At 52.4% G+C, this 22,278-nt stretch carries 23 protein-coding genes and 5 pseudogenes; 13 read left to right on the forward strand and 15 right to left on the reverse strand.

Annotation, left to right across the window (positions count from 1 at the left end):
* Positions 1–26: 26 nt before the first annotated feature.
* Positions 27–269 (forward strand): annotated as a pseudogene (locus tag ACYZTM_RS00255) (transposase); the annotation flags it as partial.
* A gap of 229 nt (positions 270–498) precedes the next feature.
* Here ACYZTM_RS00255 and ACYZTM_RS00260 read toward each other — a convergent pair.
* Positions 499–1,005, reverse strand: a complete 507-nt coding sequence (locus ACYZTM_RS00260; protein WP_461986280.1) for an AAA family ATPase — start codon at positions 1,003–1,005, stop codon at positions 499–501.
* A gap of 189 nt (positions 1,006–1,194) precedes the next feature.
* On the opposite strand from ACYZTM_RS00260, the gene ACYZTM_RS00265 reads away from it, so the two are divergent.
* From ACYZTM_RS00265 to ACYZTM_RS00285, 5 genes and pseudogenes are all read left to right on the forward strand, one after another.
* Entirely contained in the window at positions 1,195–1,800 is a 606-nt protein-coding gene (locus ACYZTM_RS00265) for a hypothetical protein (protein WP_461986283.1), read from the forward strand.
* A 133-nt stretch (positions 1,801–1,933) separates the two neighbouring features.
* Positions 1,934–2,464 (forward strand): annotated as a pseudogene (istB, locus tag ACYZTM_RS00270) (IS21-like element helper ATPase IstB); the annotation flags it as partial.
* Positions 2,465–2,537: 73 nt separating this feature from the next.
* A pseudogene (locus tag ACYZTM_RS00275) lies at positions 2,538–3,425 on the forward strand (cryptochrome/photolyase family protein); the annotation flags it as partial.
* Positions 3,422–3,556 (forward strand): annotated as a pseudogene (locus ACYZTM_RS00280) (DUF2256 domain-containing protein); the annotation flags it as partial. The pseudogenes ACYZTM_RS00275 and ACYZTM_RS00280, both read left to right, overlap by 4 nt.
* Complete coding sequence (locus tag ACYZTM_RS00285; protein ID WP_461989291.1) at positions 3,490–3,696, forward strand: hypothetical protein; 207 nt, start codon at positions 3,490–3,492, stop codon at positions 3,694–3,696. The pseudogene ACYZTM_RS00280 and the gene ACYZTM_RS00285, both read left to right, overlap by 67 nt.
* A gap of 1,181 nt (positions 3,697–4,877) precedes the next feature.
* Here ACYZTM_RS00285 and ACYZTM_RS00290 read toward each other — a convergent pair.
* Positions 4,878–5,762, reverse strand: a complete 885-nt coding sequence (locus tag ACYZTM_RS00290; RefSeq protein WP_461986285.1) for a LysR family transcriptional regulator — start codon at positions 5,760–5,762, stop codon at positions 4,878–4,880.
* Positions 5,763–5,880: 118 nt separating this feature from the next.
* Here ACYZTM_RS00290 and ACYZTM_RS00295 point away from each other — a divergent pair, with 118 nt between their 5' ends.
* Both ACYZTM_RS00295 and ACYZTM_RS00300 read left to right on the forward strand, forming a co-directional pair.
* Positions 5,881–6,756, forward strand: a complete 876-nt coding sequence (locus ACYZTM_RS00295; RefSeq protein ID WP_461986287.1) for an aspartyl/asparaginyl beta-hydroxylase domain-containing protein — start codon at positions 5,881–5,883, stop codon at positions 6,754–6,756.
* 14 nt (positions 6,757–6,770) lie between these two features.
* Entirely contained in the window at positions 6,771–7,661 is an 891-nt protein-coding gene (locus tag ACYZTM_RS00300; RefSeq protein ID WP_461986289.1) for a DMT family transporter, read from the forward strand.
* A 163-nt stretch (positions 7,662–7,824) separates the two neighbouring features.
* Here the strand turns inward: ACYZTM_RS00300 and ACYZTM_RS00305 are convergent.
* Positions 7,825–8,052: pseudogene (locus tag ACYZTM_RS00305) on the reverse strand (histone-like nucleoid-structuring protein, MvaT/MvaU family); the annotation flags it as partial.
* Between the two features lie 373 nt (positions 8,053–8,425).
* On the opposite strand from ACYZTM_RS00305, the gene ACYZTM_RS00310 reads away from it, so the two are divergent.
* Positions 8,426–8,863, forward strand: coding sequence for a GNAT family N-acetyltransferase (locus tag ACYZTM_RS00310; RefSeq protein WP_461986291.1), 438 nt, complete (start codon positions 8,426–8,428; stop codon positions 8,861–8,863).
* A 431-nt stretch (positions 8,864–9,294) separates the two neighbouring features.
* Here ACYZTM_RS00310 and ACYZTM_RS00315 read toward each other — a convergent pair whose 3' ends face one another.
* The 3 genes from ACYZTM_RS00315 to ACYZTM_RS00325 all read right to left on the reverse strand — a co-directional run bounded on the left by ACYZTM_RS00315 (position 9,295) and on the right by ACYZTM_RS00325 (position 11,570).
* Positions 9,295–9,729, reverse strand: coding sequence for a LexA family protein (locus ACYZTM_RS00315; protein ID WP_461986293.1), 435 nt, complete (start codon positions 9,727–9,729; stop codon positions 9,295–9,297).
* Positions 9,730–10,082: 353 nt separating this feature from the next.
* A complete protein-coding gene (locus ACYZTM_RS00320; protein ID WP_461986295.1) occupies positions 10,083–10,736 on the reverse strand; it encodes a hypothetical protein in 654 nt (217 codons plus the stop codon).
* A 198-nt stretch (positions 10,737–10,934) separates the two neighbouring features.
* Positions 10,935–11,570 (reverse strand): NAD(P)H-dependent oxidoreductase, encoded by a 636-nt coding sequence (locus tag ACYZTM_RS00325; RefSeq protein ID WP_461986297.1) that lies wholly within the window; start codon positions 11,568–11,570, stop codon positions 10,935–10,937.
* A 92-nt stretch (positions 11,571–11,662) separates the two neighbouring features.
* Here ACYZTM_RS00325 and ACYZTM_RS00330 point away from each other — a divergent pair, with 92 nt between their 5' ends.
* Entirely contained in the window at positions 11,663–12,328 is a 666-nt protein-coding gene (locus ACYZTM_RS00330) for a TetR/AcrR family transcriptional regulator (RefSeq protein WP_461986299.1), read from the forward strand.
* A gap of 138 nt (positions 12,329–12,466) precedes the next feature.
* Here the strand turns inward: ACYZTM_RS00330 and ACYZTM_RS00335 are convergent, their stop codons facing one another.
* The 5 genes from ACYZTM_RS00335 to ACYZTM_RS00355 all read right to left on the reverse strand — a co-directional run bounded on the left by ACYZTM_RS00335 (position 12,467) and on the right by ACYZTM_RS00355 (position 15,598).
* Complete coding sequence (locus ACYZTM_RS00335; RefSeq protein ID WP_461986301.1) at positions 12,467–12,772, reverse strand: NIPSNAP family protein; 306 nt, start codon at positions 12,770–12,772, stop codon at positions 12,467–12,469.
* 734 nt (positions 12,773–13,506) lie between these two features.
* A complete protein-coding gene (locus ACYZTM_RS00340; RefSeq protein ID WP_461986303.1) occupies positions 13,507–13,863 on the reverse strand; it encodes a hypothetical protein in 357 nt (118 codons plus the stop codon).
* A gap of 49 nt (positions 13,864–13,912) precedes the next feature.
* Entirely contained in the window at positions 13,913–14,317 is a 405-nt protein-coding gene (locus tag ACYZTM_RS00345; RefSeq protein WP_461986305.1) for a DUF6957 family protein, read from the reverse strand.
* Between the two features lie 43 nt (positions 14,318–14,360).
* On the reverse strand, positions 14,361–15,089 hold the full coding sequence (locus ACYZTM_RS00350; protein WP_461986307.1) for a metallophosphoesterase family protein: 729 nt from the start codon (positions 15,087–15,089) through the stop codon (positions 14,361–14,363).
* 17 nt (positions 15,090–15,106) lie between these two features.
* Entirely contained in the window at positions 15,107–15,598 is a 492-nt protein-coding gene (locus ACYZTM_RS00355) for a hypothetical protein (RefSeq protein ID WP_461986309.1), read from the reverse strand.
* 320 nt (positions 15,599–15,918) lie between these two features.
* On the opposite strand from ACYZTM_RS00355, the gene ACYZTM_RS00360 reads away from it, so the two are divergent.
* On the forward strand, positions 15,919–16,386 hold the full coding sequence (locus ACYZTM_RS00360; protein WP_461986311.1) for a resolvase: 468 nt from the start codon (positions 15,919–15,921) through the stop codon (positions 16,384–16,386).
* A 284-nt stretch (positions 16,387–16,670) separates the two neighbouring features.
* On the forward strand, positions 16,671–17,942 hold the full coding sequence (locus ACYZTM_RS00365) for an ImmA/IrrE family metallo-endopeptidase (protein ID WP_461986313.1): 1,272 nt from the start codon (positions 16,671–16,673) through the stop codon (positions 17,940–17,942).
* Between the two features lie 399 nt (positions 17,943–18,341).
* Here the strand turns inward: ACYZTM_RS00365 and ACYZTM_RS00370 are convergent, their stop codons facing one another.
* The 3 genes from ACYZTM_RS00370 to istA form a co-directional block, all read right to left on the reverse strand.
* On the reverse strand, positions 18,342–19,004 hold the full coding sequence (locus ACYZTM_RS00370; RefSeq protein WP_461986315.1) for a hypothetical protein: 663 nt from the start codon (positions 19,002–19,004) through the stop codon (positions 18,342–18,344).
* A gap of 87 nt (positions 19,005–19,091) precedes the next feature.
* Positions 19,092–19,847: an IS21-like element ISPsy14 family helper ATPase IstB gene (gene istB / locus ACYZTM_RS00375; protein ID WP_025163932.1), complete on the reverse strand. Its 756-nt coding sequence runs from the start codon at positions 19,845–19,847 to the stop codon at positions 19,092–19,094.
* Positions 19,848–19,867: 20 nt separating this feature from the next.
* Complete coding sequence (gene istA, locus ACYZTM_RS00380; RefSeq protein ID WP_461986317.1) at positions 19,868–21,382, reverse strand: IS21 family transposase; 1,515 nt, start codon at positions 21,380–21,382, stop codon at positions 19,868–19,870.
* A 155-nt stretch (positions 21,383–21,537) separates the two neighbouring features.
* Between istA and ACYZTM_RS00385 the strand changes: the two genes are divergently transcribed.
* Entirely contained in the window at positions 21,538–21,756 is a 219-nt protein-coding gene (locus tag ACYZTM_RS00385; RefSeq protein ID WP_461986319.1) for a hypothetical protein, read from the forward strand.
* Here the strand turns inward: ACYZTM_RS00385 and ACYZTM_RS00390 are convergent.
* Positions 21,753–22,256, reverse strand: coding sequence for a hypothetical protein (locus ACYZTM_RS00390; protein ID WP_461986321.1), 504 nt, complete (start codon positions 22,254–22,256; stop codon positions 21,753–21,755). The two genes, ACYZTM_RS00385 and ACYZTM_RS00390, sit on opposite strands and share 4 nt — an antisense overlap.
* Between the last annotated feature and the right edge of the window lie 22 nt (positions 22,257–22,278).

The raw sequence follows: 22,278 nt of genomic DNA on the forward strand, positions 1-22,278 counted from the left end.
TAAAAGATAGGCAAACGGTTATGTTTATGACTCATAGCAACCACAAGAGTGGGGAATTCTTGGGCCAGGAGCGGCGCCGCCGCTGGAGCCCAGAGCAAAAACTGGCCATGGTTCGCGAGAGTCTTGAGCCAGGGCAAAGCGTTTCGGTGGTGGCTCGGCGCAACGGCATCAATGCCAACCAACTGTTCCTTTGGCGCAAGCTGTATCAGGACGGCAGCCTGTCGGCGGTCAGTGCTGGCGAAGCCGTGGTAGACGAGCTCACTGAAGCCTGGAATAGCGAACATCGCGGCAGCCTCGAAGACAAATGAGGAAGCCATAAAACTCTTCGCTGAACCAGTACATCAGGCTGAACTTCAGAGTCCTCCGCCAAGCTGGAAACGCATACCTGGACACATCACCTGAAGCCGCGAGATCGAGCCGGGCTTAAGACCGAAGGTGCGACCTCTCCATGTAAGCGTCTGCTAATCACACCTTGCGACCTTGGGTTTTTAGCTGGCACTACTCCTTGGATAAAAATCGTTCGGTGATCATCGCCACCGCCTGCGCCGGAGACGTCAGGGCTGTGTCTATATTAAACGGAGCGCTTTCCCACGCCTCATATTCATGATCCAGTACAGATTGCCAGGTTGGTGGAGTCAGCCCAGGAATATCAATCTTTCTGGTTTCTACCCGGCGCTGGTGTTCATGTTTATCAGAGCAGATCACTTGGATGTTCACTAATGGAGCACCAGAGCGTGTGGCGATATCGCTCCACGCCTTTCGGCTTTCAATTACTGGGTTAACACAGTCAACTATGACCGTGCTGCCAAAACGAAGATTGCTCAGAGCAAGCTCATTGGCGACCATGTAACCGCTCCGTCCTACATCTAGTGCAAGAGCACCGGAGTCTCGAATAGCCTGCTCAATCGTATCGATACGCAAATACACGGCACTTGTTCTGGTGGCAAGTTCACTTGCGATAGTCGTTTTTCCGGTACCTGGAAGGCCGCTGAAGACAATGAGCATTCTATGTCCTTAGGTTAAAGTTTAGGTGGCTGCCAGTTATCTCAAAGATGTGCTGATGCGGCTGCCGACACAGCGAGCGAGTGAGATCGGGCAACTGCTGCCGCATGCGTGGGTGGCGGCAGAAACCACGTAAGCCCCCCATGCTTTGGGATTTACAAGGATGGCGCAATCAACGGAGTAGTCATAACGATGATTTTGGTTGTTGAAGGTATCAGCGCCAGCGGGAAAACCACTTGGTGCGCTAAGCATGGAGGGCAACATGTCATTCCTGAAAATGGCCGTTTTGAAAACGAGCCGGATCGGATAAAGGATCCAGTCGGAGCAGCAACTTTTTGGGCAGAGCGAAACGTGGATCGCTGGCAAAAAGCGTTGGCCATGGAAGACATTTCTTCGTGGGCTTTGTGTGACAGTGCCCCTCTCAAGCTCCACTACATTTGGAGCCTTTGGCAGATCGGCGAGACGAGCGAACACGACTGGCGAATAGAGTTGGACTCCACAAGAGAAACGATCGCACAAGGACGTATTGGCTTTGCTGACTGTTACATTGTTGGCCGCATAGATCCTCAGCTCGCGCGAGAACGAGCCAAAGCAGACACCACCCGCCGACGGAGTAGATTCGAGCTACATGTGCGCCTCCAACAAGCTCTGCTGACCTGGTACTCAGCTATGGATGAAGTGCTACCCGGCAGAGTGCGATTCGGGCTTCCTTCAAAAATGCCCACCGTGGAAAACCTTGATGGGAGATATTCGGTGACGGCCTTTGATCAAATGATCGCATCGCTCCCCAGAAAATAATCAGCACTCCTGCCGACAGGGATTTGAGAGGCTGATGCAGAGAACGTGAATTGACGTGAAAGCAATGTACAGGCGTATTAGCCAGCCGCTTACACAGATGGGGGCGCCGACGCCAGTTGGATTTCAAGATGAGAGCCCAATCCTGGAACTGGCCGGGCTGGCCTTCATCGAGCGTAAGGAAAACGTCGTACTGCTGGGGCCGTCGGGCGTTGGCAAAACACACTTGGCCAGCGCTCTGGCTCATCGGGCGATCATGGCAGGCATTTCCACCCGATTCATCTCTGCCGCCGACCTGACTTTGCAACTCGTCGCCGCGCACCATCAAGGGCGCCTAGCTCAGTATTTCAGTCGCGTTGTTCAACGCTCGAAACTGCTGGTGATTGATGAGATCGGCTATTTGCCGTTTGGCCGTGACGAAGCCAACTTGTTCTTCAACGTGATCGCCAAACGGTACGAACATGGCAGCTTGGTGCTGACCAGCAACTTGCCGTTCAGCCAGTGGGCAACGACCTTCGCGGACGACTCGACACTGACCGCTGCGCTGCTGGATCGGCTTCTGCACCATGCGCATATCGTCCAGGTCAGCGGACAAAGTTATCGACTGAAGGACAAGCTGAAATCAGGTCAGGTGGTGCCGAGAGAAACGGCCTCGCCACAGAAATAAACAGACCTCAAACACCGTCGGGGTGGGTCAGTTTTACTTCGGTAGGGTGGGTCAGTTTTCAACCGGTGTTGACAACTATGGGGCCCTCGACACGTTCGACTATCCGGTAACCCAAGCCGAAGCTCAGGCCCTATGGGATTACTTCCTCGACTGGGGGTTGGCAGCCTTCGGCGACTATCAAGACGCTATGGCTAGCAATGAGCCCTTTCTGTTTCATGCCCGCATAAGCGCGGCGCTAAATATTGGCTTACTGGATCTCCGCCAGCTATGCAGCGATGTGGAGTCTGCGTATTGGTCAGGCAGCATTGCACTCAACGCCGCCGAGGGCTTTATTCGACAACTGATCGGCTGGCGTGAGTATGTCCGAGGCGTCTACTGGCTGAAGATGCCTGACTATGCCCATGGCAATGCCTTCGGTAATACGAGGTCGCTTCCAGAGTTCTATTGGACGGGCGCGACACAGATGAACTGCATGCGCCAAGCCATCGGCCAGAGCCTGGAGCATGCCTACGCTCACCATATCCAACGGCTGATGGTGACCGGTAATTTCGCCCTGCTCGCCGGTATCGCACCGAGTCAAATATGTGAATGGTATTTGGCGATCTATATGGACGCCTTCGACTGGGTGGAGCTACCCAATACTCTGGGCATGGTTATGCACGCCGACGGTGGCTATCTAGGCTCCAAGCCTTACTGCGCGAGCGGCCGATACATCAAGCGCATGTCCGACTATTGCCGTGGCTGCGCCTACAAGGTTAGTGAAAGCACCACAGAAGACGCCTGTCCTTTCAACGCGCTCTATTGGCACTTCCTGATGCGTCACGGCGACCGCCTGCGCGGCAATCAACGCATGGCTATGATTTATAAAAACCTCGACCGCATGGATGAATCCAAACGGCAGGCGCTATGGCAACGCGGCCAGTTGTTGCTCGACAAATTAGACAACGGTGAGTCGTTGTGAAAAAAAGTGAGCTTCCAGTCAAAACCTGCGTCACCTGCGGCCTTCCCTTCACATGGAGAAAGAAATGGGCACGCTGCTGGGAGGAAGTTCGCTACTGCTCGGAGCGCTGCCGGCGCAGCAAAAGCCAAACCAAGAAAAGGGCCATCAAAGGCCCCTTTGTACTCAACCCAAAATTACTTGGTCAGACACCACTCGACTGTATCTGAGCCATGTTCTGTCTTCCATTGCTTCAAATCGCGATGGTTATGCGTTCAAGCCGATCCAACCATGAAAGCCCACGTAGAGGCCGACTCCAATAATCAGCACGTGTGTTCCCCTTTGGTTGAGAGTCGGGCTTTGGGTGCCGACGTTAGGCACCTTTTTAATTTTCATCTGCTGAGTTTCATCTGCAGACGAGGTTAGCCACGAGCCAGATATCGACCAGCAAGGGCTCAGTCGCATTCATCCAGGCGACCTGCGATGCCAATGCCGATACCTCAGAGCAAACCCAGCAACAAACTGCGCTGTGGGTGGCCTGGGCTACATCGCAAGCGAACCTTCTCGACCCACTCCACCCAAACACTTCATCTGTCACTTGGCTCACCGTCGAAATTGAAAGCTGGTTCAACGGCTATGGGATGGCACGTACAGAAAAGGACTGGTGGTCAGAATGATAGAGCAAGGCTGGTTACCCTTAGTTCGTCCAGGCTCTTCTTGGCTTGCCAGCTAGCTATGCGGCTCAGTCGGTACGAAACGTAGAACCTCCTCAACACTACGAGGCTGCTCCCTTGCCCCCATCAAAAGGGCATCCAGTTAGCCGGCAATGGGATCACCAATCGGGCTCCGGCTCTGTACCCAAATGAATCGACATAATCAGCGCACGCCGGTAGTGCAACGGGGTGGCATTCAACTCGAGGGAAAGAAGTCGGTCAGCCGCACCAACCAGGGCGTCAATCCGCTCGCGAGGCACTGCTACATACGCAACCAGCCGTTTCCCGCTTGCTGCCATAGACCCGATTCCCTTTGGAGGATTCTATGTCTTGCATCAATCGAGGATTCTGCGTATAGCTGGCACTCGACCTCTGGGTATTTGAAACTCTCCGGGTAGAGCACTTCGCCCTTCAGAGTCAGAATCATATGCTCATGACAATCAGTCTTATCGACCTCCATCATGCACGCTGCCTGAGACGAGTACGGTCTTGCGCCGAACTCCTCACTCATTTTAGGTGTGTGGCCTAGCAGCGTCACAGCTCTCTTAGCGACGGCGCGATAATTCTCGAAACCTCCAACTACTGACTAATGAAGACGTTCATACACCTCTCCTCTCTCGAATCTCCGAGTTGGCATCACAGTACACCCTATACCTAAATATGGAGGGCGTTCGCTTTGCCTTCCCCAAGCACGAAGGTGAACAGCTGAATTATTGCTCCGCTCACAGGTAAATCCAAAAAACGGCGAATTATTTTTTGTACATCAAGTCGCGCACGCACGCTTGGTTGAACAGATAACATGGCCCGCACTCAATGATTGAAAATAGCTCCTCGATATATCCGCAAATAAACTTGAGAGTGAGCCTTTCGATTTATCATGATAGGCAAGCGAAATATCTAAATTACCTATTAGTGGAAAGCCTTCAGACTCGCCCAACACACGAAGCTCGTCATGAACAGTGCTCAACAACACAGCAGATACATAACAGCCAGACGACAAGGCCGCGAGAATCCCAGCATGGCTTGTACTATGATAACTTATCCGGTACGCCTTTTTGACTCGATTTAAAGCGTTTAATATTAAGTCTCTATCTCCGCAGCCCTTAGTAAAAAGCGCTAGAGGGACAGGATTTCTTTCAACAATTTTGCTCTCGTAAGTGCAAACCCATTTCAGGGGTTCTGAGTGAAGGAGTTCCGACGGTACGCTCGACGGGCATCCCTGCGTCAGCACAACATCAAGCTCGCCAACTTCATAGCTCTGCCAAATTTGACTGCTGTATCCGCAATGCACCTCGATTTCAATATCAGGAAAGCGGTCTGCACAACACTTTATAATTTCCGAGAAGTAGTTAGATGCGTAAGTATCAGACGTCCCAACTCTAACCACACCCTTGTAAGATTTATCAGTTAATTTTGCTACTGCTTGATCATTAACTTCCAAAATTTTTATTGCATAAGCAAGCATACTATCGCCATGAGCAGTCAGCTCCAGCATTCGCTTACCTCTAACGAAAAGATCTGAACCTAGATGGCCTTCAAGTTTTTGTATTTGCTGACTGATAGCAGATTGGACGCGGCATAACTTCTGGGATGCCTTGGAAAAACTTTTAAGCTCGGCAACGGTGACAAATGCACGTAGCTGATTCATGTCCAAATTCATTTTGATAATCCATCATCACATTCCGAGATAGGGCATATCATAATTATTAACGCGTAGCTAGTCAATCTATGGCTTACTATCGAAGCCTAAATTAATAGGGAGTCAAATGATGGCGTCAAAGATTATCGGAAAAATCAACATCAGTGCTTACGACTTAGAAACCGACGTTAAATATCTTAACTCGGTCACTAAGCAGCCTGAAGAATATGATGAGTTTGGCCAAGGGTATTGGAAAAACCTTTCTATTTATAACGCAAGCGGCGACGCATCGGACACTCAATACAGGAATACCGAGCAATGCTTTCCTACTGAACATGCGAAACTTTGTCCGGGCATCCAAAATCTGGTATCGCAGCATTTTAAACTCGACAACCTCAAAATGATCCGCGCTAGAAGCCTCGTCGACGGCTTGGTTATACCGCACCGCGACTTTGTTGAGCTTGATAAAGCGACAACCTACTTCCGGGTTTTCGTAGCCCTTGAGAATAACGACGAAGCCTTCCACTCTGACGAGCGTGGCGTTTTCCAAATGATGGCAGGTGAAGTCTGGTTTTTGGACGCGGGGATCAGCCATGCAGCTGTGAATTTCGGACTGAAAAGCCGTATGTTTCTCTGCCTGGACTTCATGTATGAGGGCGAGTTTGAATATACCGATATTTTTGCTGCCCCTTCCTCGCTTGACCCCTATCGCAACTCCTTCCATATAAAACGCGAACCCTTCTCAGAAATCAATAAAAAGGAGGTAATTGCCGCGACATCAAAAATTATCAATCGCTTTACTTTCAAAGATATAATATTCGCTCTTTCCAAATATCATTTCATTTATGATTTGCCAGTATCATCTTGCTACGACTGGATAATTAGTGCCGCAGAGCAGGCAAACAATGGCGAAATCATTAAAAAGGCTAAGTCTTTGCGTCGATATCTTATTGAGAAAAGAGACATGGGTGAGCGCTATACAATAAACGACTGGAACGTGTAATCTGGAGCTTCGCTATGAACACTTTAGAAAAATATTCACCATTACTATTTCTCTTAATGTGGAGTAGCGGAGCCATATTCGTCAAGCTAGGGCTTGAGGATGCGTCTGTTTCCGTATTCCTCACTATACGCTCCGTAGGTGCTAGTTTGGCGCTGATTATCGTATGCGCCTTAATTGCAGGCGAGCGCGGATTAAAAGAGACATTGTTATTGCCAAAACGCTTGCTGCTACGAGCAATACTGATTGGCGTCTTGTTGCAAGTAGTCTATCAGACGGCTTACTTTTTAGCCCTCAACTACAAATTAACTCCAGGGGTTCTTGCAATAATTTTAGGCCTTCAACCAATTTTAACCCCGATATTCGCGAATGAAAAAATAGGCAAAGTAGGATGTTTTTATTTACTTCTTGGATTGACAGGTTTGACAATCGCTATTTTTGGGGCGCGCGACCTTGGTGCCGTAACCATGCTTGGACTGTTCTTCGGCCTGATATCTGTCATAGCTATAAGCGCCGGTTCAGTTATGCAGAAGAAGTCCGTAATCGATCCTGTTATCGCAGCTTTCTACCAAGCTCTGACCGCATCTTGCATTTTTCTATTACTACTCCCTTTCACCGAGATAACACTTAACTTAACCCCCACATTTATAGTCTCAGCCACATGGATGACGATTGTAGTATCAACATTGGCCGTATTACTTTTATTCCGTATGTTAGCGAAAAATTCAGCAAGCAAGGTCGGCGTACTTTTCTACATGGTTCCAGTAATCACAATGCTTTTGGACTACCTCACATTCGGAAATAAAGTCACTTGGATTACTATCATGGGAGCTTTATTAGTGATCGTAGCAGTAAAAGGCTTCGGAAAAGTCCAGCTTACCCCGGTCGTTCTCACATCTAAGGCTTAGAGCAACCACATAGTACAACTGATGCGAAAAACAGCTTGATGCGGGCGACCTCTCCTTTATTCATCTCGGCCCGCCCTTCGTTTTGCCGGAGAACTCAAAAGATCGACTCTCAATGATCTCCAAAAAAAAGGGCCAAAAAGGCCCTTTTGTACTCAAACCAAAATCACTTGGTCAGCCAGGACTCGACGGTGTCAGAACCGTATTTCGCTTTCCACTCTTTCAAAATTTTGTGGTTGCCGCCTTTGGTTTCTACAACTTCGCCAGATTCTGGATTCTAGTAGACCTTCACTCGGCGTGGCTTGCGGCTGCCAGTTTTAGACTCGGTGGCTGGAGCACGGCGACCAGTTTGAGGATCAAGCAGATTGACCACGTCTTTCAGGCCCCGCCCATAAAACGTGACCCACAGATCAAACGGTCTGTAATTTTTGTTCCGAGCCGCCAGATGCGAAATTGCACTTCACTTGACCACCTGTTTGCATTCGACCTGACCACCGATTGCATCGGATTTGACCAGCATGCTTCGTGGCCGTGACCGACAGAGAACGGCCAAAAGCAGACCATGGACACGCAGCTAATACGTCAGTAATGTGCAAAAAAATATGCCGTTTTCCCCCTTCTTGATGTCGCATTTACAGACTCGATTTTTTGATTGTTCAAGGGATTACGCATGAACATGGAATGTTATGCGACATCGCATGTCGCAAAATTTATTGTTATGCCAAAAGCCGTACGGCACCTCAAAGTTGAATGATCGGAGCAACAAAGTGGAAATCAAGATTGATATATTGGATTCTCCAACAGAAAAGGATCAAGGAGTTCTGAATGATAAGTTTTCAGAATATCTTCAAATTCAATATCCAAATATACCGCCAGAATCGGAAGATAAAATATTTATGGTGGTTGCACACGATGAAGTAGGCGACTACATCGGTGCAATAAGCTGTAATTGTTACTGGGATGGCTTAGAAATTGATACCTTTTGGGTTAAGGAATCTCATCGCGGTAGAAAAGTCGGTTCTATGCTATTGGAAAAAGCAGAAACGATTGGCGCCAACAATGGGGCAGTAGTTGCATTCTTAAAAACCGTTGATGCTAAACAGTTCTATGAGCAGCATGGGTATGAGATTTATGGTGTTCTTGAGGATCGACCAATCGGGACTAACCTGTATCATTTAAAGAAACGGCTAGTAAAACATGCATAACAATTGGTTCAAACCGTTCGCTTCGCTCACTGGGACGGGCTAAAGCCCGCCCCTTAGCCAAATGCTGGTCAGCGTCCGCATTGGGTCGTCTTCTGCCGAACATGATCAAGAAGCGTGCTGGTCGAATCCGGCCCAAAGGACTGGTCAGGTCGAATGCAAACGGGCGGGCAATTCTGTGCAACTCCCCAGCCAGAAACTGGATTGCCGCGTGGAGTCCTGCCATGTCCCTCCATACCTGATGTTGGGAGCTACAAGGATAGTGGATGTAAAGAGGGCATGCAGAGCCCGATTAACGTGGTCGACAACTACCTGAAAACAAAAAATATGAAAAAAAGTTACCTAGCCTAACCGACTGTATTCTCTACATAAAATCGAAACTAACTGTTAGTAACGCCCCGGAACTGTTGCAGTTGATCAGTGCGAAAACGGGTTCAGGCTTTTGGATCATGGGCAAGCACACTAAACGTCACAACGCCCCAAATGATCAGCTCGTCGCCTTCGAGGATGTAACGCGGCGGGTAACCTGTGTTTTCAGACATCAGGATGATGTTGGGGCCTCGTTTGCAGAGACGCTTGCATACCGGCTCAGAGTTCACTGCAGCAATGACGATATGCCCGTGCTCAGCAGTCATCGAGCGATCAACCACCGCCATGTCGCCATCGAAAATACCTGCGCCTTCCATGCTGCTGCCCTCTATCCGTACCAGGTAGATATGCGGCGCCCGAATGTCCAAGATCTCGTCGATGGAGATATGCTGCTCGAGATGATCGGCTGCTGGAGAGGGAAAACCCGCTGGGACTCTGAACGAGTAAAAGGGAAGCTGAACTCCCCCTGCTGCCAAGGGGCCGAGGATGGTGACGCTCATGAGAAATATCTTAAGCCATAACTGTACATTTATACAGTTAACGTCGAAGACTGCTTGCGGTCAATCTCGGGCACTGACAATTGCGACCGGTGGGATTTCTGAGTGGACGTTTGAAAGTTGGCCAGGAAGTCATGAGCGCTGCAATCTGACCGAATTTTGATGTGGCGCCCGAGGTTGTGAATCGCATTCCACCGCTAACCGGTTTGCATTCAAACCACCAAGTGCATTGGTTTTTCCCAAACCAAAATGGACGCGGAGCAAGGCATGCGACAGGCAGAGGTCAGCCAGAAGCAGGCATTCGGCATCAGGAACCAACAGTGAAGAAGCGTCGAATGATTTTATCGCGTTGCCGCCTACCAGAATTTCCACCATAGCTTGCGCGGCAGTGGCAGGTCATGAAGACGTAGGTACCAGATACGCGGCTTGAGGGCATTGTCCCACGGGCAAATCCCGAGGTATTCGCTCAACGCTTCATAACTCAAACGGTTGCTTAACCCAAATTCTGGCACTTCCACCTCGCGGTCGCCCAGATAGTAGATCTTTTGCCGCTCATCCTCAGGGCAATCATCTTCCTCAAAGTAAAACTCAGCTGATGCCCAGCGTTCTTCAAACGGTTTCAAGGGCCCGAATTGCTGCACCGGGCTATCGCATGAATGCAGTCGTGATCGCGTGAGAACTCCGTTCTCGATGAACGCGTAGCCGTAGGTGCCTCCGGAGTCGTACTGGCAGAACGGGATGATCATTGCTGGCGAGCCCAGAGTTCGATGCAATTCCCTGGCGTTATAGTGAGGATTTTCCAGCAGCGGCATAGTCAGCGCGTCGCTGCTGATCACCCAGATATCGCCGTATTGCTCAACAGCCACATCATTAATCTGGCGAGTGTCGAAGCGCGGGGGGCATTGATCGAGCACCTCAGCGCGCTTGTTGAACAGATCAGACACCACCTGCTGAGGATTAAAGTCGATCTGCGGAGTACGGAATGCGATTGCCGCTTGCGAAACGCCCACGTGGGTATCCTTACTGAGGGTTTTTTTGGTGGTTACACGGACAGTTGTATCGGCCCTGCTGCTTTGGGCTTGAGTGCTCGTTGAATGAAAGAAAACTCATCAGTTGTCTGGCTAAGCTGCTAGTAACAGTGAATGTGATCGTCCGCTTTGGGTCGATCGGCACTTCGTGTCAGGCAGTAATCGGCCAGAAGCGGGCATTCAAGCCATGGGCAATAAATCTGTCCCGTTATTACTGCATCGCTTCGATACAGTGAAAAGTTCTCGACCGAGAGCTCGTGCAGTGTCCATATGAGCAGTCAAATCCTGCGTTTCCGATTCGAGCAGGAGTTCGGACGTCACGACGCATACGCCGCAATAATCGAAGATCCCATGGTCAATCTGCGTCTTCATGGCGTCGGCATAGCCGTGCCGCTCATAGGTTCCCCCGTCGGCGCCGCCGACACCGACAAGATGAACCCGCAGGTGGCGAAGCTTCTTCACCAGCTTGGCATCTGAACTGAAATCGAACGCCCAGCCATTGGCGAACACGCGATCGATCCATCCCTTGAGAAGCGCTGGCATCGACCACCAGTAGACGGGATAGACCAGCACAAGGGCGTCGGCGCGATCGATCCGCGCCTGCTCGGCGGCAACATCGGCGGGGGGCGGTGCCTCCCTGTGATGGACAGCGAGATCAGCCGCGGTGAACCTCGGATCGAATGCTTGCGCAGAGAGATCCGCGATTTCGAAGGAGTTGCCGGGATCGGCCAGGGATAAGCCTTCGGCGACTTGCGCAGCGAGGCTATGGGTGAGGGACTGGGGATCGTGATGAGCAACAACGATGAGTGCGTGCATGTCGAAAACTCCTGCGAGTGATTGAGGGCGTGAGGGCGAACCTTATATACTCATGGTAAGTTACGTTATTAAGTTACTTTTGGTATATAGCCATGTCAAGCATTGAGACAAGAAAGCAGGATTCCAGTCCGAAGCCGCGTCGGCGCATGTCAAGAGAAGAGAGGCAACGCCAATTGCTGGACGTCGCCTGGCGGTTAGTCCGGGAGGAAGGCACGGAAGCCTTGACGCTTGGACGGCTTGCCGAACAAGCTGGCGTGACAAAACCCGTGGTTTACGATCATTTCAGCACGAGGCCCGGGTTGCTGGCGGCGCTCTATCAGGAGTTCGATGCTCGCCAGACCGCACTCATGGACGCCGCGCTTCAGACGAGCGAACCCACCTTGCTGGAAACTGCGACGGTCATCGCATCGTCTTACGTCGACTGCGTGCTTCTCCAGGGCAACGAGATACCCGGCGTGATCGCGGCGTTGGCCAGTTCACCGGAGCTCGAAAAGATCAAGCGCGAATACGAAGCGATCTTCATGAACAAGTGCCGGATGGCCCTCTCCCCATTTACCAGAGAGGGTGCTATCGCGCCCGCGAGTCTTCGGGCGATGCTCGGTGCGGCCGAGGCCCTGTCCCATGCTGCCGCAACCGGAGAAATCACACCCGAGCAGGCGCAGGACGAACTCTTCGAAACGATCATCGCAATGGTCGACAGAAGCGCGCGCGGTGGCACGCACAGTGTCGACGAGGGCGGCAAACTGAGCGCCTATTGAACCGGAACGCCAAACAGCAGCTAGCTCACGAATCTATCCGACGTCCAAAAAGGGTCGTTGTAAGCTGGTCGCGATAGGCAGAAATCGGTCAAAAGCAGCCTCTTTGGCGCGCCCGGGAGCGGCCGCAAACACGTCAGTTCAATCAAGAATGGGGCGAAGGAAACTGCGCTCGTAGCTCAGGATGAATTTTTGCTCGGTAGCCTGCGTCACCAATTGAACGCACTCAGGATCTACTCCGGCCTCCCTACGGTACTGCTCATAATCTGCCAGGCTGGAAAAACTGAATAGGCAGTAAGCGATGTTGTTGGCGCCTTCGGCTGGTAGAAAGTAGCCGTGGTGGTTTCCTCCCATACGGGTCACCACACGAATCCAATGGCGAGAATAGCTTTCGAAAGCCGGGATCTGGTAGGGATCGATTACATACCTGACGTGGCAAGTGATCACTGGATCATTCCTTTGAAAATGGGAAAACCGCTATTCTACACATGCCATAAGCTGAGTCGTCGACGGCAGTTTTGGGTCGATCTCTGCCGGTCGCTCATCTAGATTCAGCGTCAAATTCGATGCAAAAAGCTGGTCAGAATGGATTTAAGCTGGCGTGCGATCCTGTGCAATTTCCGGTAGAAAGGCAATCGCTTCTTCGCGCAAGCGGCTGGCCGTACCGGGGGAATGATCCAATCAGGCATGTGGTTCACCAATGCCCAGGTAGTGACAGGCGATTAAGTGTACGCATGATAGCCTGCGGTCAGATTTAACCGTCGTGAGAACCTGCCTTGAGCACACCCAACGTACCTAGCGATTTCGAAGTAATGATCAGCGCACCAAAATTTTCGGACGACGCGGTTGGACAGCGTCAAATGAAGCGGTGGCAGCTCATCGCTAGCGACATCTACAAAAGCACCTCCATCGAAGCCTTACTTGAAGCCAGGGGCAAAGCTGAGGGTTACATCCATGGCCTGGTGGGTGCCGGGCATTTGTCGACGAGAGATACGGACAGGGATTACTTGATCCTGTGTATTGTGCAAAGACGGCGCGAGTTCTTGCAAAAATTGTTGAGCGAGTTCGGCTATGAAGGCCGGTCTCTAGTCTCGTAGCAACGGGGAATAGGTGAGGGATTCACAAAGTAGGGCCTAAGAATGAAGAGCTCCGATTGCGGTCGGAGCTCTTTGATTGAACTCTCAGATGCGTTCGCCGGTGCGCAAAAACTTCAGAAAACTCCCCCGTCCAACGCCTCGCAAAAAGCTGCCAATGACGTAATTGCCATCTTGTGCTTCGAGCAGCCAGAAACGCCCTTCTTTCCTTACGGTGTGGATTTTTCCTGTTCGCAGGATGGCACCATCTACTTTTCGGTAGCCCTCGTGTTTCTCTGCGTGGTCAAAAGAAACACCTGCACACGTGTCCTCAGCGATGAAAGCATCACTGATGAAAGCGGTAATTGGCACGCTGTATTTTCGATGTCTCGCTCGCACCAAGCGACGCAGCTGAAAGTCACTAACATCCTTACCATGAAGCTCTACTTCGACTACATCAGGCATCCGGCCAAATCTCCAAAATGACTCATTATGTGTTTGCGGTTTTTACCACTCACGCGGGCGACATCGAAAACGCGGCACCTAAGCTAGCCGTCTTTTTCTGGCCTGCCCCAGAGAGCAGGTAGACGGTGTTCTTGGTTTCAAACATATAGCCTTCGGTGAAGGATTTTCCGAAGTTACTGCGTACCCACATGCGAGGTTGGAAGCGCCCTCTGCTGTCCAGGACTACCTCATGAGCGAAGAGCGTTGCAGGAAGCAAGCCGAGCTTCGTAAGCTTTTCCTTCTCATCAGGCGCTATGGTGAGGTCGATCAAAATCCACTTTTTCACCACGCAAAATGCTTTGCCCGGGAATGCCTTTGACGCCAAGGAAATCAGGTCTTCCCGAGAGCCCTCCCATCCAGGTATGGCCTCACCCTCTCCGTAAAAAAGCTGCGCGACTTCCTCCAATGTTGCCATTTCAAGTTCTCAATTTGATTGAACGCGGATGAGTCGCCAGCCTTCAAAGCTTGATAATCAACTCAGGATCAAAACCGGTGCTCTGCCCAGGATAACCGCGTGGATTTGAGACCACATGGCATCCATTTTTGGTGAAGCTTGCTGCCACATGAGTGTGCCCATAGACCCAAAGATCAGCCTTGCCCAGAAGCTCCGGCCATTCGTTGGCGTAGGCTGCGTCTAGGTGTGCGGGAAGATCATCAGCCACGTGATCCAAACCCGGAGAGTGATGAGTGACGACAACAGTTTTACCGGCGAAGGGCTTGTCCAACTCCTCAGAAAGCCAGGCGTAAGCCGCCCTTGATTTAGCGATCAAGTCATCTGGACGCAAGCGTCGGAAATTTGCATCGGTTCTGATCACGGTGAAATCGTTCATGCATTCCCAAGCGATGCGCTTCGCCGCAACGACATCCCCAGTTGAAGAGTAATCCGTCCAAGCCGTTGTAACCAAAAACCGGGTTTGATCGAGGATCAGCACTTCGTTTTCGAGTACATGGACATGCGGCATTGCCGCTTCCTTCATCTTGCGTAGGGTGTGATCAATGTGGCCACCGTAGTACTCATGATTGCCGCACACGTAGATCACCGGACACTGGAATACCTCGTTCGCCCATTTAACGCCACGTGACTTGATATCAATGTCGCCAGCGAGAATTACTACGTCCGCGTCGCTAGAGGCGGGCTCGAACGGAGCGAACTCGTTGTGCATATCTGAAAAAATTCTGAGTTTCATACCGTATCAGTCTCGAGTTATTCCAGATTTTTTGGCATCAATGCTGTGGAACACTCCTGAACTGTCGACACGTTACGGTTGGGGTCTTCGTAGATGGTTTTCGCTTTCGTGAGCGGACTCGTGCCGCTCGTGCCATCAAAAGACGTGCTGTAAACCACTCCACACTCGACTTTGTGGAGCAACACATATTCGCCGCCATGGCCGTATCCAGCGGTCAACTCGATCAAAGTCTCCATACGATCTAAAGAAGTGGCGTTCATCCAGGGCGGTGTAATGACCTGTACCACCTCAACCAAATTGGACTCATTGCTATCCGCGAGTATATCGACCAACACAGAGGCGCTAGTTGCTATCAATTTCTCAATGCGGTGCCCTGACCCTTCGCAGATCCGGCGTACGACTTGATACCAAGGATCCATCGATTGCCGCTCAAGCATTCTCCAAGCCGATTGCCCGTTTCCAAAAAATCCAGGCAAACGAACTGAGTAAGACTCATCTGAGATAAACATTTTTTAGATACTCGTCTGTGGTACGCAAGTGCGGCACCACACTTGAATTTTCGCTTCCATGCCCATTTAACAAACAGCTCGTTGCTTCCATGACCGAAAGAAATACCAACGTTTGCTGGTTTGAATCGCGTCAATACATCTAATACGTTTACGATCCTTCGAACTCGATTAGGTCAATGCGAGGCGCCATCGGACGCCTAGAGGCAGCTACAACGGCAGCTCACAAGGCTTTCAACCGGCATCGTCCATAATAATAACACTGATCGACGTTTATTTAAACACTTCGAGTGTGGCCCTATCCTCGCTTTTTAGGGGCAATCATGTCGCTCAAGAAAGAGATCGCCGCAACGATCCGAGTAATCCGGTCGGTGCGTGGGCTGGCATACGAAGACTTGGCGCCTGTCACCGCGCGCACGAACATCAGTGCGCTCGAACGTGGAAAGATCAATATCACCGTTGATAAATTGATCGAGCTTTCCACGCCGATGAATTTTGACCCTGTGGCCCTTTTGGCCATTAGCATTTCCATGAGCACTGGCGAGCCCCCAGAAGCGGCTTTGGAACGAGCACGCGTTCAGTTGGAGAGTTTCCGATCAGAGGGGGGGCTGGATCTTCTGGCAACACAGATCGTTGACGAAACGCTTGTGCAGCGCTCTCGAGGGAAGCCGGAAGGCTCCAAAAATGCTCAAGCTATTAAGGAACTCAAGGCGGCAGGATTTAGCCGAAAAGATGTTATGGAAAAGCTCGGGCTATCCAGGTCTACGGTGTATGGGCATTGGAAGATATAGAGCAAACGGCATCGACCGGCCTTCTTGCTGTTTCAATTGGTGATGGCGATTTGCCTCTACAGAACCATAATCAGCATGCTCATTGCTGAGACGATGACCGATTACTGGAAAGGAAGAGTTGTGGGAGGCATCCTCGACAATCTGCAGGCCTTTCGCGGTAGAAGCTCCGTTCTGTAGACATCTCTCGTAAGCAGCTGTCAGTGATCGTCGAAAACTCAAACATTAGGATCTGATGCTTCACCACAGTCCGCCGGGGGGGCTTCTAGCTCTATATGGAAATTGAAATGTTGAGCACATACGCCAAGGGAGATGTATTTGAGGAGCAGGTGTTCGATTTCCTGAACTGTGAGATCCAGGAGGGCCGTTTTCCGTACCGATCGGAATACTGCAAGATCTACCGGAAGAAGAGCTACTTCTCTCGCGACCGTGAAGACCACATCATTTTCGACATCGCGATTGAAGTGTTCCTGCCTGGCTTCGAAAAACCATCAATGCTCGTGCTCATTGAGTGCAAGAATTACAGCAGCACGATCCCTGTTGGCGACATTGAAGAGTTCGGCTCCAAAATCAGCCAGGTCTCGGGTTTCAACGTCAAAGGGATTTTCGCATCCACGAGTGCGTTCCAGTCCGGCACCCTCAGCATTGCCCGAAACAGAGGTTTCGGCGTTTTACGTTACTTCGACCCATCGGAGTTTCGATGGGAGCTTCCTCGAGCACTGCTCACAGGTGCGCGCGGTGCAAGAGCACGTAAGCGGGCTGAGATAGAGTATGCCCTGACCAGCCCGGAGTTCCGACCAACAGTCTACAGCGCCTATGCTGTCACCCCTTTTGGTTACACGGACGGCTGGGAAGGTATTTGGAGTGGACTCGGGCTTGAAAATGGTTTCAGCGAGGATGAACTGAGGTCGATTCGCCAGCCCTCTCCTGCTACGAAGCCACGTGTCGCGTACATTTCAAGGGAAAGCATCGAAGTGCTGGCTGGACATGCGTTGAAGTCCATTTCCTACATTCGCGGCGCGGTCAGCCTTGCCAAGTTAATCGGCCAGGAACGCGATTCAAGTGGCTTGATAGTGAGTTTCCTTGAAGAGCCAGGCTCTGCTCTGGGTAGCATCACATTCAAGCCACTGGAGATCAGAATCTTCACCGGTGACAAGGACTCGCATCTGGCAAGATTCACCCTTGCTCATGAGCTCGGACACTATTCTTTAGGTCATGGGCGCTACATGACTCGTGAGTGTATTCGGTCGCAAGATATCGATCAGAGTCAGCACATCACCATCCCTAAAGGAGAAGTCGAGCGGCTAGAGTGGCAGGCAAATACCTTTGCTTCGTGCCTGCTCATGCCACGTGACGAATTTCTCACGGCTTTTGGTCTTTTGCTCCGGCATCTTGGCATTCGTAATCGGGGGCATGGCGCACTGTATCTTGATCACCAGCCTGATAATCTAAACCAATATAATCTTGTTTCGAACTCGCTAAGTGAGTACTTCGAGGTCTCGAAAACCGCGGTTCGGTTGCGTATGCGTGCGCTCAAGGTTTTGGTCGAAGCGCCATGAGCAACATATGGGCGCCCTTCAGCTATGAAGACTTCAATGCAGCCTGCATGCCTCTACGTCATTTACGGGCTCGAACCAGAGCAGCCGGCACCACTTACGCCCAGCCAATTAAGACTGGTCTCTCATGAAACGCTGAAGACCTAGCAAACCCGTTGCCAGGGTAGTCCAGCATATCCACGAGAATCTTTAACCACCTGGGTATCCTCAGAGGTGTAGTCCTAATGATGGATCAGAAAGAGGCATGCTTACCTTTCTGGCGAGCTCACCGCCCCACCACTCGAACTGTCGTAAGAAACGCGTCGATATCCCCGTACTTGTAGTTATCCAGCAATCACAATTTCCCCGAGCCTTTGGTGTGCATCCCGAAATTCAAATGGGCGTGATTGGTTCCGATGTGTATCACTTTTCACGCTGATCATCTGCTCGCTCGCTCTGTGATGGATTGTTTTCTGGCTGTAGCTGCTTTAGCTCATGCCGCAACATTTCGACCTCGTTCTGAGTCTTCTCCAACAGTGTCTGCGCATTTTTGGCTTGTATTTCGACCTGAGCAACGGATTTACGGAGAGAGGCGGATTCCTCGCGGGAATTGGTAAGCTGATCGATAAGCTGCTCTTTGGCCCCCTCCTCTCTAGCTGACGCGATCGCCAATGCATTGAGCTCGCCAGTGAGTCTCGTGATGGTGTCGCCTTGGGTGGTCACATTCTTGGCCTGCTGGCGGGAGTCGCTGAGTAGCCGCTCGTTATCTCGATTCAATCGGCTGAGCTCGTCCTGTTTCACCGAAAGTGTCTGCTGTAGCTGACGATGCTCAACCTGGATTTGTTGAAGCTGCCCTTCGTGCCGGCGCTGATCTTGATCGCGCTGCTCCTTCACCGCATTACGGTAGTGCTCAAGCGCGTCCCGGGAGTGCAGGTGCTTTTCTTCCAGGGAGCGAATCTGCTCGTCCTTCTCATGAACCCGTACTTCTAGGTCAGCGCAGCTTTGACTCAGGCGAGCGTTGCGAGTGAGCTCGGATTGCAAGCTGCTCTGGCGCGTACTCAGTTCAGATTGCGCATTCCACGCCATCCGGCCACTCAGTCCACCAACATCCGGCCACCTATTCCACGGTCATCCGGCCGGGCAGTCGGAGCGCAGCGACGCAGGTTTGCATTGTTAGTCTGAAGTCTCTGTCGCCGTCAATTTCGTTGCGCGTCTGCGCATCGATTCGCCCTTCAGTTCGATCCGATAAGCGTTGTGCACCAGCCGGTCGAGGATCGCATCGCCCAAGGTTGGATCGCCGATCAGCGCATGCCATTTGTCCACCGGCATTTGGCTGGTCACCAGCGTCGAGCGGTTGCCGTAACGGTCGTCCAGCAGTTCAAGCATGTCGCGCCGTTGCGCAGCGGTAAACGGCGCCAGGCCCCAGTCGTCCAGGATCAGCAAGTCGGTCTTGGCATAGCCCGCCATCAGTTTCGCGAAGCGGCCGTCGCCGTGGGCCAGGCCCAGTTCTTCCATCAGGCGCGGCAAGCGCAGATAACGCACGCTGTAACCGTCGCGGCAGGCCTTATGAGCCAGCGCGCAGGCGAGCCAGGTTTTGCCTACGCCAGTTGGGCCGCCGATGATCAGGTTCAGGCCGTCGCGCAGCCACTGGCCGCTACCCAGTTGCAGGATCAGAGATTTGTCCAGGCCGCGCGGGCTGCGGTAGTCGATGTCTTCCAGGCAGGCGTTATGGCGCAGTCGTGCGGCCTTGAGGCGAGTAGTCAGGCGGGCGTCTTCGCGCTCGGTCAGCTCGCGGTCGACCATCAGACCGAGGCGTTCGTCGAAGCTGAGATCGTTGATATCAGGCGTTGCGTGTTGTTCGCCAAGCGCCTTGATCATGCCGTGCAGGCGCAGGGTTTGTAGCTTGTCGAGTGTCGGGTTGGGCAGCATTTTGGTGCTCCTTTTTCAGGTCAGTGGTAGTAACCAGGGCCGCGCAGGTTGATGTGTTCTTCGGGCAGTAACGGCAGGTTTTGCTGGGCAAGCGGCAGCCGTTCCAGCCTTTGGCGCAGGATCGATTCAAGGCTTTTGTAGCTGCACGCGCCCAGTGCCAGCGCTCGCTGGCAAGCGGCTTCCAGCCGCTCTTCGCCGTGCTGTTTGCTCAGGCGCAGGATCCCCAGGCAGGCGCGGAAGCCGTGCTGCGGATGGATCCGGCGTTCGAGGATGTAGGCGATGACGCCGGCCGTATTCGGGCCTGTCTGCTCTGCCCAGTGGATCAGTCGCTGCGGCGTCCATTCGGCATGTTCGCGGTGATTTTTGGGCATGTGCTCGGTTTGGGTGGTGTGGCGGCCTTTGTGCGGCGAGCGCAGATGGCTGGCCACCCGCTGGTTGGCGTGGAAGCACTCGACGGTCTTAGCGGTTAGCCGCACTTCGAGTTGGTGCTTCACCAGCTGGTACGGCACCGAGTAGTAATGGCCGTCGACCTCGACGTGGTAGTCGATGTGTACGCGTACCTTTTTCCATTCGGCGTAGACGTAAGGGTGTTCCGGCAGCGGTTGCAACGCAGGTTGGTCGATGGTCTCGAAGGCTGACCGGCGTGAGCCGGGCAGCTTCTTGAAGGGCTTCTGATTGAGGCGATCCAGCAGCAGCGCGATGGCTGTGTTGAGTTCGCCCAAGGAGAAGAACTGGCGGTTGCGCAGCACCGCCAGGATCCACCGCTCGACGACCTGTACGCCGACTTCAACCTTGGCTTTGTCCTTGGGTTTACGCGAACGCGCGGGCAGTACGGCTACGCCGTAATGCTCGGCGAGATCGCGGTAACTGGGGTTGATGTCCGGCTCGTAGCGATGCGCCTTGGTGACGCCGCTGCGCAGATTGTCGGGCACCAAGATCTGCGATGTGCCGCCAAGAAAAGCGAAGCAGCGGGCGTGCGAGCCCAGCCAGTCGGGCAGTTTCTGCGACCAGGTGGCCTCGGCGAAGGTGTAGCTGGATGCGCCGAGGACGGCGACGAAGATCTGCGTTTGGCGGATCTCGCCGGTTCGCTGATCAATGACTGGCACGGTCTGGCCGGCGTAATCAACGAACAGCTTCTCGCCGGCACGGTGTTCCTGGCGCATGACCACGTCGACCTTGGCGGCCCAGAGGCGGTAGTGCTCGCAGAACCAGCTGTACTGGAAACCTTGCGGGTGGCTGAGCCGATACTCTTGCCAAAGCAGGGCCAGGGTGACGCCGGGGCGACGTAACTCGGCATGAGCCCATGCCCAGTCGGGCATCGGACGCTGATCGCTGGGAACGGCGGGCGGCGGTGGAAAAAGCCGCCGTTGCAACTCGGCGTCCGTTAGCGCAGACGGCCAAGTCAGGCCGCTGGCAGCAAAGCGATTGAGGTACTCACCGACGCTGGCTCGACCCACTTGCAAGCTGACAGCGACCTGGCGGGCAGATAGGCCGACCTCGAATTTGAGACGTAGTACTTCTCGAATCTTACGCATGGATAACCGCTCCACGACGACCTCTCCGCTTCGATAAAAGAGGTCGATGGTAGTGAATTAATCCTGCGTTGCTGCCTGCTTTAAGGGTGGCCGGATGAGCGTGGAACGGGTGGCCGGATCACCGTGGAATCAGTGGCCGTATGTTCATGGAATAGGTGGCCGGATGGCCGTGGAATCCGCAGTTCAGATACCTGGACGTCGAGCGCGGCCTGAAGGCCGTCGTGCTGACGCTGCAAATCCGCCAAGGTGGCTTGAGTCTGCGCAAGCAGTTCATTGACTCACGCTCGGTGTTTATCGAGCTCAACTCGAGCATCGGCTACTTCTTCAGCGCCCCCCTCCAGCAAGCGACCATGCTTCTTTTCATTGAGCGTTAAAGCTGGTTCATTCGCGTAGCCGTGGCCGACAGGATTCTTAAAAGCGCTTCCAAACTGATGCTATAGGGATCGTTGATCAAAGCTATCTCATCACGCCCCCAATCAAACAAACAACGCAGCAGGCGGTTCTGAAACACCTGTTCATCGATCAAATTCAACCTTCGTATGTACCTCCAGTTGAGGGAGGCACATACCCGATCTGCATCTGGATACCGATTCGAGAAATTTGGATCTACCGGCATAACGCCGGAAAAAATCCTGCCAATCCAGGTTATTGTTGAAGGCCATGAAGATCTTCCTAACTCCTTTCCTCGAAGGTTGAGCAACGCTCGTTGGTAGAGATCCACACCCGGATAGCCGAATGATGCCGAGTAAGTAAGGATGTGTCCGGTTCTCGCGTTCCCTACAAAACACAGGGTCACTTGGCGTGTATCAAAACTCCTTGGTAATCTGACGCGGATCGATGTCGTCAAATAAACAGGAAACAGATACGTCAGCATTATTCGCTTCCGCATCGCGCTT

It is taken from the genome of Pseudomonas sp. MDT2-39-1, assembly GCF_054898085.1.

Excerpts from the sequence above, each read along its gene's own strand:
- ACYZTM_RS00260 (WP_461986280.1), bottom strand. The coding sequence starts at position 1,005 with ATGCTCATTGTCTTCAGCGGCCTTCCAGGTACCGGAAAAACGACTATC.
- ACYZTM_RS00265 (WP_461986283.1), top strand. The coding sequence starts at position 1,195 with ATGATTTTGGTTGTTGAAGGTATCAGCGCCAGCGGGAAAACCACTTGG.
- ACYZTM_RS00285 (WP_461989291.1), top strand. The coding sequence starts at position 3,490 with ATGGGCACGCTGCTGGGAGGAAGTTCGCTACTGCTCGGAGCGCTGCCG.
- ACYZTM_RS00290 (WP_461986285.1), bottom strand. The coding sequence starts at position 5,762 with ATGAATCAGCTACGTGCATTTGTCACCGTTGCCGAGCTTAAAAGTTTT.
- ACYZTM_RS00295 (WP_461986287.1), top strand. The coding sequence starts at position 5,881 with ATGATGGCGTCAAAGATTATCGGAAAAATCAACATCAGTGCTTACGAC.
- ACYZTM_RS00300 (WP_461986289.1), top strand. The coding sequence starts at position 6,771 with ATGAACACTTTAGAAAAATATTCACCATTACTATTTCTCTTAATGTGG.
- ACYZTM_RS00315 (WP_461986293.1), bottom strand. The coding sequence starts at position 9,729 with ATGAGCGTCACCATCCTCGGCCCCTTGGCAGCAGGGGGAGTTCAGCTT.
- ACYZTM_RS00325 (WP_461986297.1), bottom strand. The coding sequence starts at position 11,570 with ATGCACGCACTCATCGTTGTTGCTCATCACGATCCCCAGTCCCTCACC.
- ACYZTM_RS00330 (WP_461986299.1), top strand. The coding sequence starts at position 11,663 with ATGTCAAGCATTGAGACAAGAAAGCAGGATTCCAGTCCGAAGCCGCGT.
- ACYZTM_RS00340 (WP_461986303.1), bottom strand. The coding sequence starts at position 13,863 with ATGCCTGATGTAGTCGAAGTAGAGCTTCATGGTAAGGATGTTAGTGAC.
- ACYZTM_RS00345 (WP_461986305.1), bottom strand. The coding sequence starts at position 14,317 with ATGGCAACATTGGAGGAAGTCGCGCAGCTTTTTTACGGAGAGGGTGAG.
- ACYZTM_RS00350 (WP_461986307.1), bottom strand. The coding sequence starts at position 15,089 with ATGAAACTCAGAATTTTTTCAGATATGCACAACGAGTTCGCTCCGTTC.
- ACYZTM_RS00355 (WP_461986309.1), bottom strand. The coding sequence starts at position 15,598 with ATGTTTATCTCAGATGAGTCTTACTCAGTTCGTTTGCCTGGATTTTTT.
- ACYZTM_RS00360 (WP_461986311.1), top strand. The coding sequence starts at position 15,919 with ATGTCGCTCAAGAAAGAGATCGCCGCAACGATCCGAGTAATCCGGTCG.
- ACYZTM_RS00365 (WP_461986313.1), top strand. The coding sequence starts at position 16,671 with ATGTTGAGCACATACGCCAAGGGAGATGTATTTGAGGAGCAGGTGTTC.
- ACYZTM_RS00370 (WP_461986315.1), bottom strand. The coding sequence starts at position 19,004 with ATGGCGTGGAATGCGCAATCTGAACTGAGTACGCGCCAGAGCAGCTTG.
- istB (WP_025163932.1), bottom strand. The coding sequence starts at position 19,847 with ATGCTGCCCAACCCGACACTCGACAAGCTACAAACCCTGCGCCTGCAC.
- istA (WP_461986317.1), bottom strand. The coding sequence starts at position 21,382 with ATGCGTAAGATTCGAGAAGTACTACGTCTCAAATTCGAGGTCGGCCTA.
- ACYZTM_RS00390 (WP_461986321.1), bottom strand. The coding sequence starts at position 22,256 with ATGCTGACGTATCTGTTTCCTGTTTATTTGACGACATCGATCCGCGTC.